12 protein-coding genes are annotated in these 12,684 nt (G+C 61.6%); 6 read left to right on the top strand and 6 right to left on the bottom strand.

The annotated features are described in order from the left end of the window. Nucleotides 1-714: 714 nt before the first annotated feature. Together RN346_RS12635 and RN346_RS12630 are read left to right on the top strand one after the other, a co-directional pair. Nucleotides 715-1,635, top strand: coding sequence for a LysR family transcriptional regulator (locus tag RN346_RS12635; RefSeq protein WP_263586475.1), 921 nt, complete (start codon nucleotides 715-717; stop codon nucleotides 1,633-1,635). 73 nt (nucleotides 1,636-1,708) lie between these two features. Continuing rightward, on the top strand, nucleotides 1,709-2,701 hold the full coding sequence (locus RN346_RS12630; RefSeq protein ID WP_311961295.1) for a glutathione S-transferase family protein: 993 nt from the start codon (nucleotides 1,709-1,711) through the stop codon (nucleotides 2,699-2,701). Between the two features lie 97 nt (nucleotides 2,702-2,798). Here the strand turns inward: RN346_RS12630 and RN346_RS12625 are convergent, their stop codons facing one another. Further along, complete coding sequence (locus RN346_RS12625) at nucleotides 2,799-3,299, bottom strand: PRC-barrel domain-containing protein (protein ID WP_311958443.1); 501 nt, start codon at nucleotides 3,297-3,299, stop codon at nucleotides 2,799-2,801. A gap of 170 nt (nucleotides 3,300-3,469) precedes the next feature. Further along, a complete protein-coding gene (locus RN346_RS12620) occupies nucleotides 3,470-3,667 on the bottom strand; it encodes a CsbD family protein (protein ID WP_252106537.1) in 198 nt (65 codons plus the stop codon). Between the two features lie 475 nt (nucleotides 3,668-4,142). Between RN346_RS12620 and RN346_RS12615 the strand changes: the two genes are divergently transcribed. Then, nucleotides 4,143-5,861, top strand: a complete 1,719-nt coding sequence (locus RN346_RS12615; RefSeq protein ID WP_263586478.1) for a DEAD/DEAH box helicase — start codon at nucleotides 4,143-4,145, stop codon at nucleotides 5,859-5,861. Nucleotides 5,862-5,963: 102 nt separating this feature from the next. Next, nucleotides 5,964-6,659: a deoxyribonuclease V gene (gene nfi / locus RN346_RS12610; RefSeq protein WP_311961294.1), complete on the top strand. Its 696-nt coding sequence runs from the start codon at nucleotides 5,964-5,966 to the stop codon at nucleotides 6,657-6,659. Between the two features lie 14 nt (nucleotides 6,660-6,673). Here the strand turns inward: nfi and RN346_RS12605 are convergent, their stop codons facing one another. Next, the gene (locus RN346_RS12605) at nucleotides 6,674-7,387 is read right to left on the bottom strand and encodes a glutamine amidotransferase (protein ID WP_311961293.1); all 714 of its coding nucleotides are present in this window, start codon (nucleotides 7,385-7,387) and stop codon (nucleotides 6,674-6,676) included. A gap of 109 nt (nucleotides 7,388-7,496) precedes the next feature. On the opposite strand from RN346_RS12605, the gene tpx reads away from it, so the two are divergent. Then, entirely contained in the window at nucleotides 7,497-8,000 is a 504-nt protein-coding gene (tpx, locus tag RN346_RS12600) for a thiol peroxidase (protein WP_263586481.1), read from the top strand. 3 nt (nucleotides 8,001-8,003) lie between these two features. Here the strand turns inward: tpx and RN346_RS12595 are convergent, their stop codons facing one another. Together RN346_RS12595 and RN346_RS12590 are read right to left on the bottom strand one after the other, a co-directional pair. After that, nucleotides 8,004-8,693, bottom strand: a complete 690-nt coding sequence (locus RN346_RS12595; protein ID WP_263586482.1) for a gamma-glutamyl-gamma-aminobutyrate hydrolase family protein — start codon at nucleotides 8,691-8,693, stop codon at nucleotides 8,004-8,006. 25 nt (nucleotides 8,694-8,718) lie between these two features. Beyond that, nucleotides 8,719-9,726, bottom strand: a complete 1,008-nt coding sequence (locus RN346_RS12590; protein ID WP_311961292.1) for an amidoligase family protein — start codon at nucleotides 9,724-9,726, stop codon at nucleotides 8,719-8,721. 147 nt (nucleotides 9,727-9,873) lie between these two features. Between RN346_RS12590 and RN346_RS12585 the strand changes: the two genes are divergently transcribed. Beyond that, a complete protein-coding gene (locus RN346_RS12585; RefSeq protein ID WP_311961291.1) occupies nucleotides 9,874-12,315 on the top strand; it encodes a mechanosensitive ion channel family protein in 2,442 nt (813 codons plus the stop codon). Here RN346_RS12585 and RN346_RS12580 read toward each other — a convergent pair. Next, entirely contained in the window at nucleotides 12,232-12,663 is a 432-nt protein-coding gene (locus tag RN346_RS12580; protein WP_311961290.1) for a hypothetical protein, read from the bottom strand. The two genes, RN346_RS12585 and RN346_RS12580, sit on opposite strands and share 84 nt — an antisense overlap. Nucleotides 12,664-12,684 lie beyond the last annotated feature (21 nt).

The raw sequence follows: 12,684 nt of genomic DNA, 5'->3' as shown, positions 1-12,684 counted from the left end.
AGTTAAAATGAACGTAAAAATGAACAAGCTCGGGAACAATACCCCATGGGGTAGGGGGTGAATAGACTGTATTTGCATACAGAAAGCGAACTTTCGCGTTAGCGCGAAAGCCCGTGAGACGGGGCGTTCAAAGGAAACAGTGTTTGCTAATTCTGCTTCAATAGTTTGCCCGTTGCCGGTACCCCTGAAAACAGCTTGTACAGGGGTGACGACTTGTATCGTTTCTCGTTTAAAATATAGACAGGAGTGTCGGGGTGTAAAGCGCAATGTACAAGATTCGTCAAGCAAACGCTGACGGGCTGCCCCTTTGGCTCGGGTGAAGACAAAGAATCATCACGCATTTGGCCTGCAGAGAGTACGAGTTGTGTCGCGCTTTTTTGTACAAGAGTGCCCGCGGGATGTTCGCTATTGAACACCGTCAATTGGCGGTACGGTTTGCTTGTTAGGCCGCTAATTAAATGCGCACTAACGATTAAATGCGTGACTCCCGGTATTTTGTTTTTTTTTGTAACGTTCAAGCCATATTGACCGAGAAACGGCCGAGTCTGCGATATCGGGCGATGTTATACATGTTTTAAGAAAAGTTCCCTTGTTTTTTTGATTTTTTAACCCGTAAAGGAAGGGTACCGTGTCTATTCGCCGTCACTGCCATTCTGGTATGGTTTTTTCGAAGACCAAGCGCACAAATACGCTTTAAGCGTCGAGGAAATCGAAATGTCTCGGGTAACCCTTGCACAGTGGCACATGCTCGCTGCGGTTGTGGATCATGGCGGTTTTGCACGCGCCGCTGAAGCCATACATAAAAGTCCTTCCACGCTCAATCACGCGGTGCATAAACTTGAAGAGCAGCTGGGCGTACAGGTGCTGGAACCGGTCGGGCGGCAGGTGCGGCTGACCGAGGCCGGCGAGCTTCTGCTGCGCCGGGCGCGCCAGCTGATCGAAAGCGCCGCCTCCATCGAGGACATAGCCCTGCGCCTGGCCGAAGGGCTCGAGACCGAAGTGGCCGTCGCCATCGATCAGGTATTTCCGGCAGACGCCCAGGCCAAGGCGCTGGAGCGCTTTTCCGAAGCTTATCCGCAGGTGCGGGTTCAGCTTTTTGAGAGCGTGCTCAATGGCGGTGTCGAGATGCTGTTCGACGGCAGTGCCGATTTAGTGATTTCCGGGATGGAAGTGCCAGGCTTTCTGGGCGAGCCGCTGGTCAACGTGCGCTTTATCGCAGTGGCGCACCCGTCGCACCCGCTTCACGGACTGGAGCGCTCGCTCGACCTGCGTGATTTGGCACAGTACCGCCAGCTGGTGGTGCGCGACTCGGCGACACGAGAGTCTGTCGATGCCGGCTGGCTCAAGGCCGAGCAGCGCTGGACAGTGAGCCATCTCAATACGTCGCTCGACATGATCAAGCGTGGGCTCGGTTTCGCGTGGATGCCGATCACCCGCATCGCCGCCGAGCTCGAGCGCGGCGAGCTCAAGGCCTTGCCGCTTTCCGCCGGCGGCACGCGTGAAGCCCCGTTTCAGCTGATCTTCAAGGATCGGGACCGGGCGGGCCCCGCGACCCACGCCATGGCTCAGGTGCTGAAAGAGGCGGTCGGCGAGCGTTGCCCGCGAGATTCTATTTTCTCGAACGGTAAAGGGTAAAACATCCGCTTGAGCCGTTTTGATGGCGCGCTATGCTCTAGAGCATCAACGCAATGCAGCAAGGAGCCGCGCAATGGGACTATTGGTGGAAGGTGAGTGGGTCGATCAGTGGTACGACACTAAAAAACACGGCGGCGAGTTCGTCCGGGAATCGGCCAAGCTGCGCGACTGGGTCGGCAAAACCGACGACGCGGATCGCGCGAGCTTCCCCGCTGAGCAGGATCGTTACCACCTGTATGTGTCGCTGGCCTGCCCCTGGGCGCATCGCGCACTGATCATGCGCAAGCTCAAGGGACTGGAGGGGCTGGTTGGCGTCTCCTATACGAGCCCCTTGATGCTCGATCACGGCTGGACCTACAACGAGGCCGAAGGCTCGAGCGGCGATCGAGTCAACGGCGTAGCCTATCATTATGAGCTCTACACCATGACCGAGGCCGACTACACCGGGCGCGTGACGGTGCCGGTGCTGTGGGACAAAAAGCGCAGCGCCATCGTCAATAACGAGTCGGCGGAGCTTGTACGCATGTTCAACGGTGCCTTCGATACGCTGACCGGCAATGATCTGGATTTCTACCCGAGCGATCTGCGTGACGTCATCGACGAGGTCAACGAGGACGTCTACGACAACGTCAACAACGGCGTCTACAAGGCCGGATTCGCGACCGAGCAGTCGGTGTACGAAAAGCACGTCAAGGCGCTGTTCGATTCGCTCGACCGACTCGAAGCACGCCTCGAGCGTCAGCGTTACCTGGCCGGGGAGTGGCTGACGGAAGCGGATATTCGCCTTTTTACGACGCTGATACGCTTCGACGCGGTTTACCACGGCCACTTCAAGTGCAACGTTCGACGCATCGAGGATTACCCGAACCTCTCGAACTACCTGCGCGAGTTGTACCAGTGGCCGGGCGTGGCTGAAACGGTCAATCTGGATCATATCAAGCGCCACTACTACTACAGCCACGAATCGATCAATCCCACGCGTATCGTGCCCGTGGGGCCCGCGCTCGATCTTGAGCGCGCCCACGACCGCGAGCGCCTGAGCGGACAGGGCATTCGTCGCCGCTGATGGTCTTGTTCCCCCGCCACAATTGTTCCCGTACTAAAAAGGCCGCCCAGAAGGGCGGCCTTTGAGTGAGATGTCTTGAAAGGACATCGTCAATGGTTTACTGCTGGGGTTGCGGCTCGTCATCGTTGTCGAACGCTTCACGCGTGGACTGCCACGCGCTTTGGGCGCCGTCGCGAGTGGTCTGCCACGCATCGCGCGCGTTGGCCTGGGTTTGTTCCCACCAGTCGCGGTCATACGCCGGGAATTCTTCGACTTCTTCCGGCGTCGCATTCAGCATGATGCGATGCTCGGTTTCACCATCGCCTTCGGTGCTGGTTTCGAGCGTGAAATAGTCGGTGTCGACCACGATTTCGCGACCGCCAAGGCCGAGTACCGCGCCACTCTCTATTACCAATGCAGTGATGCGCATATCATCGTCGAACAGAATATCGTCAACATCGCCAATCTCTTCACCGGAACCGTTAGCGAAGTAGACGTCTGCGTCCAGAATGTCGTCTGCGGAGTAAACGCCCTGAGGCTCTTGAGACGCCTGAACGCTCAGCGTGGTGCCAGCCAGTAAGGCTGCACTCATGGCAGTCAATAGCAGTGATTTCTTCATCGCGTTACTCCTTTAACCCGAGGGGGTTTAACTCATTTAACCCGAAGGGGTTTAACTCAAACTGGCTTTTCGTTGACCGAGCCCGCCTGAATAAAGTGACGGAGGCGGGTACTGAAAAGCGGGTGTCGCTCGTTACTGCGACTGATTGACGAACGTTCGATAGGGGGCGCTTAAAGCGAATCGGCCCAATCGTCGGCACGTCTTTCGGCCTCTTCACGCTCCAGGCCGTACTTTTGTTGCAGTTTACCTACCAGCTGATCCTTCTTGCCGGCGACCTGATCCAGCTCATCATCAGTGAGTTCGCCCCAGCTGGAGCGCGCCTTACCTTTGACTTCGGTCCATTTACCTTCGATCTGATCCCAGTTCATGGTCTCTCTCCTTGATCATATAACGCGGTATTGCCACTAAAACTCTAGACCATATGTCGACAAGCGCAAGCGCGCCTGTCCAGGTTGGGTAAAGTAAAAAGACTGGTCAGAGGCATTCATGGGTGTTAGTATTCGCGCTCCTCGCATGTGTTGACCCCTCCATCATGACGCTAAGCGTTTGACTGCCACGACGCAGTGCGCTTGCAGGAACATCCCGACGCGATGTTCGATGCTGTGAAGATGGCGCGTTTTCAGTATTTCACCAACCGGGTGAAATCGACGCAGAAGGTCGCCACAGCGGTTGGCGCGTTTCATTGTTTTGCCAACCGAATGCCAGGTGCGACCGGCGTCTTTGACTCCTTTAGCCATTCAGCCGCCCGGCGGCGTTTGCCTACAGCGCGACTGCGCTTTTCAACGTGTCGAAGACGCTTTAGATGTTTTTTGCCGGCCATGCCGGCCTACCAAGGTGTGATTAATGACCTCGACTTCTGTCGCCTCGCCGAGCTTCGGCGATCTGGCCTTGTTGCCTGCCGTTCTCTCTGCTGTTGAAGCACAGGGTTACCAAACCCCCTCGCCGATCCAGGCGCAAACCATTCCTGCGCTGCTGGAAGGCCGTGACATGTTGGGCCAGGCCCAAACCGGTACCGGTAAAACCGCGGCGTTTGCACTACCGCTTTTGTCACGTATCGATCTTGACCGCCGCGCGCCTCAGGTGCTGGTCATGGCGCCGACCCGCGAGCTCGCTCAGCAGGTCGCGGTCTCGTTCACCAAGTATGGTCAAAACCTCAAGGGCCTGGAAGTCGCCACGCTGTGCGGCGGTCAGGAGTACCGCGAGCAGCTGGGCGCGCTCAAGCGCGGCGCTCAGGTCGTGGTCGGCACACCGGGTCGTATCATCGACCACCTGGACCGTGCCAGCCTGAAGCTTGACGGCCTGTCGGCACTGGTGCTCGACGAAGCCGACGAAATGCTGCGCATGGGCTTTATCGACGACGTCAAACGCGTGGTCGCCGATACCCCGCAAAACGCGCAGCGCGTGTTCTTCTCCGCGACCCTGCCGACAGAAATCGAGCGCATCGTTAACCGCTACCTGGTCGATCCGGTCAAGGTCGCCATCGAGTCCAGGACCACCACCGGCGAAAACATCGAGCAGCGCATCGTGCGCGTCGATGGCGGCGCCAAGCTCGAGGCGCTGTCGCGTATTCTCGAGGTTGAGCCCGTCGATGCGGCGATCGTGTTCGTACGTACCCGTGCGGCGTGTACCACGCTGGTCGAGCAGCTCACCGCGCGCGGCATCAACGCCGCTGGCCTCTCCGGTGATCTGGACCAGAGCCTGCGCGAGCGTACCATCACGCGCTTGAAGCGTGGCAAGGTCGACGTGCTGATCGCCACCGACGTTGCGGCGCGCGGCCTCGACGTTCCGCGCATCACCCACGTGGTCAACTACGATCTGCCCCAGGACGCGGAAGCCTACACCCACCGTATCGGTCGTACCGGCCGTGCCGGTCGTAGCGGTATCGCGATCACGTTCGCCGGTTTCCGCGAAGGCCGTAAGGTCGGCTGGATGGAGCAGGCCACCGGTCAGAAAATGACCGAGATGCCGCTGCCCGACGAAAGCGCCATTCGCGCGCACCGCGACGAAGTGTTCCATCAGCGCGTCGTCGCTGCCCTGACCGCCGGCGCCGAAGAGCAGCGCACGCTGGTCGAGCGTCTGGTCAGCGAAGGTCACGACCCGATCGAGCTTGCCTGCGCCTTTGCCGCCATGGCCCGCGCCGACGAAGCGCCGATCGGTCGCCTGCAGGCACCGCGCAAGGAGCGCGAGCGTCCGGCTCGTGAAGGCGGCCGTGACGGTGCCAAGCCGCGCCGCGAGCGCTCCAGCACGCCGAGTGAAGGCATGACCCGCTACCGTGTCTCCGTCGGCCACAAGGACGGTGTCAAGCCGGGTCAACTGGTCGGTGCGTTGGCGAACGAAGGCGGTATCGAAGGTGCGCGTATCGGTCGTATCGATATTCGCAACGCCTTCTCGGTGGTCGAGCTTCCGAGCAACCTGCCCTCCACGATTCTGGCCAAGATGGCCCGCGCTCGCGTCGCCGGTCGTCCGCTGGAAATCAGCGAAGACAGCGCGCCGGAACGCGCACCGCGCCGTCGTCGTGACGAAGGCGGCGATGCGCCGGTTCGTCGCCGCGAACGCGCCTGATCAAATAGCGCTTTTTCGCACGATCCAAAACCCCGCTTTCGAGCGGGGTTTTTTATTGCCCGCTAGACTGCTTGATCAACGTCGCTACAGGAGTAAAGAGCCATGCAGGCACCGCTACACGACTGGAATCTTGAGCCCCGGGCCGCCGTCGCGCTGCAAGGCGAGCTTGCCAAACGGCTGGAATCAAGGGATCGGATCGACGACGTCGACCTCATCGCTGGCGTCGATATCGGCTTCGAGGACCAGGGCGCTACCACCCGAGCCGCGGTGGTGCTGCTGAAGTGGGACGCCGGCAAGGCGCCGGCGCTGGAGGTGGTCGAGCAGGTCGTTCATCGCGAGCCGACCCGCATGCCCTACGTGCCCGGGCTTTTGTCGTTTCGTGAAATTCCCGCCGCCCTGGGTGCCTTTGCCAGGCTTTCGCAATTCCCGCAGCTGGTCATGGTCGACGGGCAGGGCATCGCGCACCCCAGAAGGCTGGGCGTGGCCGCGCACCTGGGGCTCTGGCTCGACCTGCCCACCATCGGCGTTGCCAAGTCGCGTCTTTACGGGCGCTTTGATGAAGTGGGCAGCGAGCGCGGCGACTACAGCCCGCTGACGGCCAAAGGCGAAACTCTGGGGGTCGTGCTGCGCTCGCGACAAAACGTCAAGCCGATCTTCGTATCCCCTGGCCACCGCGTGTCGGTCGACACCGCCCTTGGCTGGGTACTGTGCTGTTTGGGTCGCACCAAGCTGCCTGAGCCTACCCGGCTTGCCGATCGGCTCGCTTCCAGACGCGACGAGAAGCGCCGCGCGCGCTGAGTGTTCTGGTGCGGCTACAGCAGCCGGCTGAAGCGTTCGAGCAGGCTGGACGCCTCGGGCGTTTCGCGGATGCGGTTGATCAGCTCGCTGACGTCGTTGCCCTGGTCGATCAGCGCGTCTTTCACGCGCTCGAGGTAGGCGCGCAGGATGTCGGCGTTGAATTCCGGATGAAACTGAACGCTCCACTGGCGGGTACCATAGCGAATCGCCTGGTGATGGTCGTGGTCGTTATAGGCCAGCACGACGCCGTCTTCCGGTGCTTTAAGCACCGTTTGGCCATGGGTCAGGTGCGCCATGAAGCGGGTAGGGAGCTGACTAAAGAGCGGATCGGCGTTGGAGGCTTCGTTACGCTCGATCTCGAAGGTGCCCGCTTCGCGACCATTCGGATGATCGCCGCCCACGCCGCCGAACGCCTCGGCCATGAGCTGGTGGCCATAGCAGACGCCGAGCATGGCGATATCGCGCGCTCGCGCCGCTCGCAGCCAGGGTTTGAGCGCTTCGCTCCAGGGCTCGGCGTCACTGATCATGCTGTTGGAGCCGGTAATCACGATGGCGTCGAGGCCGTCGAGTTCCGGCGCGTCGGGCTCGGCGCGTGGGTCCCACACCTTGACGGTGAGGGCGGGGTTGCCGCGCGTGAGCGGCCGCTCAAAGAGCGGACCGAAATCACCGTGCTGTTCGACGACTTCGGGAAAAGCGTCGCCGGTTTTTACGATCAATACTAAGGGCATGGCATACTCGCGGTGCGCGGTCGAATGGCAAGAGAGGGCGGACCATACTGGCCGTGATGTTTTGCACGACCTTCATCAATGAACACCTATAACACGGGACGACTCAACCATGCAGCAAATCACACGAGGCGGCGCGCCGATGGACGTGGCCGGCGAACTCCCCCCAGCCGGCGCCAAAGCGCCCTCAATGACGTTGACCAACCGCGATCTCGAGGACGTGACGCTTGAAAGCTTCGCTGGCAAGCGCAAGGTGCTCAACATCATTCCGAGCATCGACACGCCCACCTGTGCGACCTCGACGCGCCACTTCAACGAGCTGGCCTCGAGCCTGCCGGACACGGTCGTGCTGGTGGTCTCCGCCGACCTGCCCTTTGCCGCGGTGCGCTTTTGCGGGGCCGAGGGGCTGGACAACGTCGAGACGCTGTCGACCTTTCGTCATCCGGCGTTTCTCGAGCGCTGGGGCGTGGCGCTGACCAACAGCCCGATGCAGGGACTCTGCGCCCGGGCCGTCGTGGTACTCGACCAGCACGATACCGTACTGCACAGCGAGCTGGTCAGCGAACTCAAGCATGAGCCGGACTACGACGCTGCCATTGCCGCGCTCAAGGCTTAAGGCTCAGGAATTACTATTCAAGACCTGGCGGCGCTTTTTCGCCGCCTTCACCAGCGCGCTGATCAGCCGCTGCTGAGGGCGGTTGAAAATCAACCACTCCGGGTGCCACTGTACGCCGATCAAAAAGTCGTGGTTGTCGGATTCGATGCCCTGCACCAGCCCGTCGCGGTCGCGGGCAACGATATTGATGCCGCGCCCAGCCGCGTTCACCGCCTGGTGGTGAAGGCTATTGACCCGGCACCAGCTCACGTTCAAAAGCCCGTGTAGTTTGCTGCCGGTGACGATATCCACCGTTTTTCTGGGCAGTACCGTGCGCCGTCGCTTGAGTCCCTCGTGAGTGGTGTAGATGTCCGGGTCCAGAGTGCCGCCCTGGTGGACGTTGATCAGCTGTGCGCCACGGCAGATTCCCAGCACCGGGGTGTGGCTTGGAATGAAGCGCGCCAGCAGCGCAAGCTCGAGCTCGTCGCGGGCCGGGTCCAGGCGGACGTTGAGCTGCACTTCGCCGCCGTAGAGGTGCGCCTGGATATCGTCGCCGCCGCCGATGATCAGGCCATCCAGCGCCTCTGGCCGCGGGCGCGACGGTGAAAGCCGTACAGGCTTTCCGCCATGGCGCCAAACGGCGAACCAGTCGAACCACCAGGCCAGGTGGCTTTTTTGATCGGAAGTCGTGATGCCAATAAGCGGGCGCGTCATAAAAACCGTATCTCGTCTACTGATATCAGCGGCGCTTGAACAAGCGCCGCAGAGTGTTTTTCAGGCGCGTGGTCAAGGACTGAGCATTGCGCGCGATATACTCGTCGCAGCGAGCGTCGAGCGCTTGCCGGTCGGCGGCGAGCTTTTCGACCTCGGCCCACCGGTTCCACTCCACTGCCGAGCCCCAGCCAGGCTTTGAAAGCTCGGCGTTGGGCAGCCGGTAGTGAAAGGTCGGGCGCGGTTTGGTCAGTTGATTGTGTAACAGCGCGTGAGAATGCTCCGGGCGCAGGTGGGCAAACAGCGGCAAAAGATCCAGCTCGCGATTACGTGTCGGATTGAAGTGCAGGTAGTCATCGATGAAGCCGTCAAGGTCTGGCGCGTAGTTGCGATCGAGTACCTTGAGCGCATACTCCTTCGGGAACGGGTTGGCGTGGGGCAGCACTTCACGGGTGATGTCCACCTTTATCTCGTCGCGCAGCCACTGGGCCAGCAGCAGATAGGCGCGCAGCATCGAGAGCAGGTAGTCGACATCGAGCGCGGCGGCTTCCGGGTTCAAATGCAGGCCGAAGCCGTAAAGCAGGCTGGCGTCGGTCCCCTTGGCGCCTTTTTCGCGCAGCGCCTTGAACAGCGTATCGAGCGCTTCGAGCTCGTCCCAGGGCACCGGCGGGCAGACGATTTCGGTGGGCACGAGCCCCGTGACCATATCGCCAATCAGCTCGCGGGTTTTGCGATGAAACTCGACGCGTCTAAGATGTTGTTGGCGCGCCCATTCGCTATCGTCGGCGTGCGCGTCTTCGACCAGCGCCTGGTCGGGATGGGCGTACTGGGTGTCGAGTTCGATGCCGAAGGTACCCCAACGCGTGTCGCGCACCAGTAGCCTGTGCGGGCTGACCACGTTAAGCTCGCCCCCGAACAGCGTCTGGACGAGCTGAGCGGTCTCTTGCGGAGGCAGCCCCGCAAATTCGATTTCCACGCCGACCTGGCGCGTTTGGCCGCGGCGGGTCGAGCGGTGGGGGGGCGCCTGGAGCGTCATCTCTATATCCTTGAGGTGAACGTTTGTTCCGTCAGCCTATCATAGTCAGGCGACAGACTAAGCGGTATTCGTCCTGGCCGGTGAATACAGCGCGCCCCAACGCCGACTACCCATACCGGCTCGCAGCCATTACGCCCGGAGGAGCATGTGCGAAAGCCCTGGTTGATCACGTTCGTTTTAGGTATCGCGCTGTGGGCGCTTTTGGGGTTGGGCTCGGCGCAGGCGCAAGGCGTGAGCCTGCCCGGCCTTACCGGCAGCGAAAGCAGCAGCGAAGAGCCGGCCTCGGTCAGCAGCGACGAGTTTCAGGACTCGCTGTCCGATGTCATCAGGCTTTTGGAGAACGAGGACCAGCGCCAGGCGCTTTTGCAATCACTTCGCGAGCTGCAAACCACCTCCGAGGCCACCGAGCAGCAGAGCTCCGACCGCCAGGGCCTTTTGGGGGCGCTGGCGGACACGCTGAGCGATATCGGTGACCAGGCGCAGTCTGGCCACTCCCCGGTAGACGAGTGGTCGCGCCAGCTTTTGCAGGGCGCGCAGGATTTGCGCGCTCTCAACGACGGTACCAACCAGGGTGAGGCGATTCGTGAGATCGTCGACGCGGCCATTCTGGCCGCCATCTGGGTATCGCTTTTGATCGCCATGATCGCCTTTGGGCGGCTGATTGCGACCCGCCGCGACTGGCCGCTGGATCTGCCGCGCGATCCGAAGGCGCGGCTGTTGGTCGCGCACTTTTTCCGCCGCATGCTGCCCTGGGCGCTCTCCTTTGCGATCGTGCTCGGCATTGGCCAGCTACTATCCGCGAGCTCCGGGCGTACGCTGGTGCTGGTCGTGGCCTATATATGCCTGTGCGGGCGGGCGCTGTCGGTGGTGTTCGAAACGGTGATCGCGTTTTTCAGTCGTGGCCACCGCTTTACCGCGGTACAGCAGCTGCAAAACCAGGCGCTTCGCGGACTCTTTTTGATCGGCGCGTTGATTGCGCTGGGTGACGCGGTCAACTCGGTTCGCCTGGTCGACCTGCTTGGCGTCGAGCTCGCAGGCCTGGTGTCCGTGCTCACCAACATGCTGGCGGCGCTTTTAGCGGCTCGCTTCATCATCAAGTTCAAGCGCCCGATTCGCCACTTAATCTGCAACCGCCCCTACAAGCAGCGCCGCGACGCCAGCGCCGCGGTTGAAATGGTCCGCACCCTGGGCGGGCTTTGGCACATTCCGGCGCTTTTGATGGTAGGCGGCTCGCTATTGGCGATCTTCATCACCGTAGGCGACGTGGCCACGGCCCTGGCCCGCTCGATCGTCTCGGCGAGCCTTCTGGTCGTCACGCTGGTCGTGACCGGGCTTTTACGCCGCCAAGCCGAGCGGCTGACCAAGCGCCGCCATCGCCGCCGCCATAGCCAGTACCGCAAGCGCCTGGAACGCTTTGGTTTCGTGCTGGCGCACCTGTGCGCGTGGATGGTGTTCGCTGAGCTCTCGATGCAAGTGTGGGGCGGCTCGCTGTTCGGCCTCGGTCAGCAGGCGGTGGCCAGCGCTCGCATTGGCCAGGCACTGGTGAGTCTGGGCGCGACCGTGTTGATCGCCTGGCTTGTCTGGATTTTCGCCGATACCGCCATTTCGCGGGCGCTGACCTCGTCGGCACGCTCGCGGGGTCGGCGGGTCAATCAGGCCCGCGCCCAGACGATCACGCCGATGATTCGTAACGTCATCTTCGTCACCATTTTGATCATTGCGGTGATCGTGGGGCTGGCCAATATCGGCGTCAACGTCACGCCGCTACTCGCCGGTGCCGGTGTCATCGGTCTGGCGATCGGTTTTGGCGCTCAGACCCTGGTGCAGGATTTGATCACCGGCATCTTCATTTTGATCGAGGATTCGCTGGCGGTGGATGACTTCGTCCAGATCAACAGCCACATGGGCACCGTCGAAGGCCTGACGTTAAGAACCGTGAAGCTGCGCGATCTCGACGGCGTGGTGCATATCATCACGTTCAGCCGGATCGAGTCGATCCACAACATGTCGCGCCAGTTCGGTATCGCCCTGATGCGCATTCGTATCCCGTATGACATGCGCATCGACGACGCCATCACGCTGATGCAGGAGACCGCCCAGGAGCTTCGAAAGGACCCGATGATGCGCCATTACATCTGGTCGCCGCTGGAGATGCAGGGCGTGCAGGGCTTCGAGGATGGCTGCCCGATTCTGCGCATGCGCTTTCGCACCGCCCCGGAGATGCAGTGGGACGTCTCGCGGGCGTTCAACCTGATGCTCAAGCAGCGGATGGAAGCGCAGAACATCGATCTTGGCGTGCCGCGGCTCAGTCTCAGCATGGAGCCTCGCTCGCAGGAAGAGATCGAGGAGAGTGCCGGCACCGATTTCTTCATGGATGCCAGCGGGGAAGAGCCGCAAGGCCCGCGCCAGCGCCCCGCGCCGCCCAAGCCAGCCCCGCGCCCCACCCAGGCGGAAAAGCGCAAGGATGAGCGCACAGCACAGCAGGCTACATCGCAGCAGACCAAGTCACAAAAAACCAAGCCACGCGAGCAGGGGCAGCCCCAAAGCGAGGCCTACGCCAGCCCCCATGGCGAACACGGTGACGAGTAGCCAAACCCCTTGAGCGCTGCACCAGCGATCGAAAAACGACACCGCGGCGGCGACGCGACGATCCAGCGTCTCGACGCGCGGCGGGGCGGTGTCCGCCGGCATCGAGAAGTCGTTGGCCGCGTCAATTTGCCAGTGCGGGGCGTGGGTGAGCCCGAGCCCGGCGCGTAGCCGGCCAATGTCGCCAAGCGTGCGGTGCACCTCGTCGTAGCGCGCGCGGTGGCTGGCAATGCCCAACGCCGCTTCGGCGTCGCGGCGAAGGGCGCTGTTGGGACAGCGGCTCAGTGCCGAATCGAGCGTAGGCTGGTCGGCCACCGGCGAAACGGCGAGGCGTTGATAAAGGTCGCGCATGGCAGGACTCTCGGTTGTTGG

It is taken from the genome of Halomonas sp. PAMB 3232 (assembly GCF_031954225.1).
Taxonomy (GTDB): Bacteria; Pseudomonadota; Gammaproteobacteria; order Pseudomonadales; family Halomonadaceae; genus Vreelandella.
Note: the sequence above shows the minus strand (reverse complement) of the source record. Positions and strands in the feature narration are given on the sequence as shown.

Excerpts from the sequence above, each read along its gene's own strand:
- RN346_RS12635 (WP_263586475.1), top strand. The coding sequence starts at position 715 with ATGTCTCGGGTAACCCTTGCACAGTGGCACATGCTCGCTGCGGTTGTG.
- RN346_RS12630 (WP_311961295.1), top strand. The coding sequence starts at position 1,709 with ATGGGACTATTGGTGGAAGGTGAGTGGGTCGATCAGTGGTACGACACT.
- RN346_RS12625 (WP_311958443.1), bottom strand. The coding sequence starts at position 3,299 with ATGAAGAAATCACTGCTATTGACTGCCATGAGTGCAGCCTTACTGGCT.
- RN346_RS12620 (WP_252106537.1), bottom strand. The coding sequence starts at position 3,667 with ATGAACTGGGATCAGATCGAAGGTAAATGGACCGAAGTCAAAGGTAAG.
- RN346_RS12615 (WP_263586478.1), top strand. The coding sequence starts at position 4,143 with ATGACCTCGACTTCTGTCGCCTCGCCGAGCTTCGGCGATCTGGCCTTG.
- nfi (WP_311961294.1), top strand. The coding sequence starts at position 5,964 with ATGCAGGCACCGCTACACGACTGGAATCTTGAGCCCCGGGCCGCCGTC.
- RN346_RS12605 (WP_311961293.1), bottom strand. The coding sequence starts at position 7,387 with ATGCCCTTAGTATTGATCGTAAAAACCGGCGACGCTTTTCCCGAAGTC.
- tpx (WP_263586481.1), top strand. The coding sequence starts at position 7,497 with ATGCAGCAAATCACACGAGGCGGCGCGCCGATGGACGTGGCCGGCGAA.
- RN346_RS12595 (WP_263586482.1), bottom strand. The coding sequence starts at position 8,693 with ATGACGCGCCCGCTTATTGGCATCACGACTTCCGATCAAAAAAGCCAC.
- RN346_RS12590 (WP_311961292.1), bottom strand. The coding sequence starts at position 9,726 with ATGACGCTCCAGGCGCCCCCCCACCGCTCGACCCGCCGCGGCCAAACG.
- RN346_RS12580 (WP_311961290.1), bottom strand. The coding sequence starts at position 12,663 with ATGCGCGACCTTTATCAACGCCTCGCCGTTTCGCCGGTGGCCGACCAG.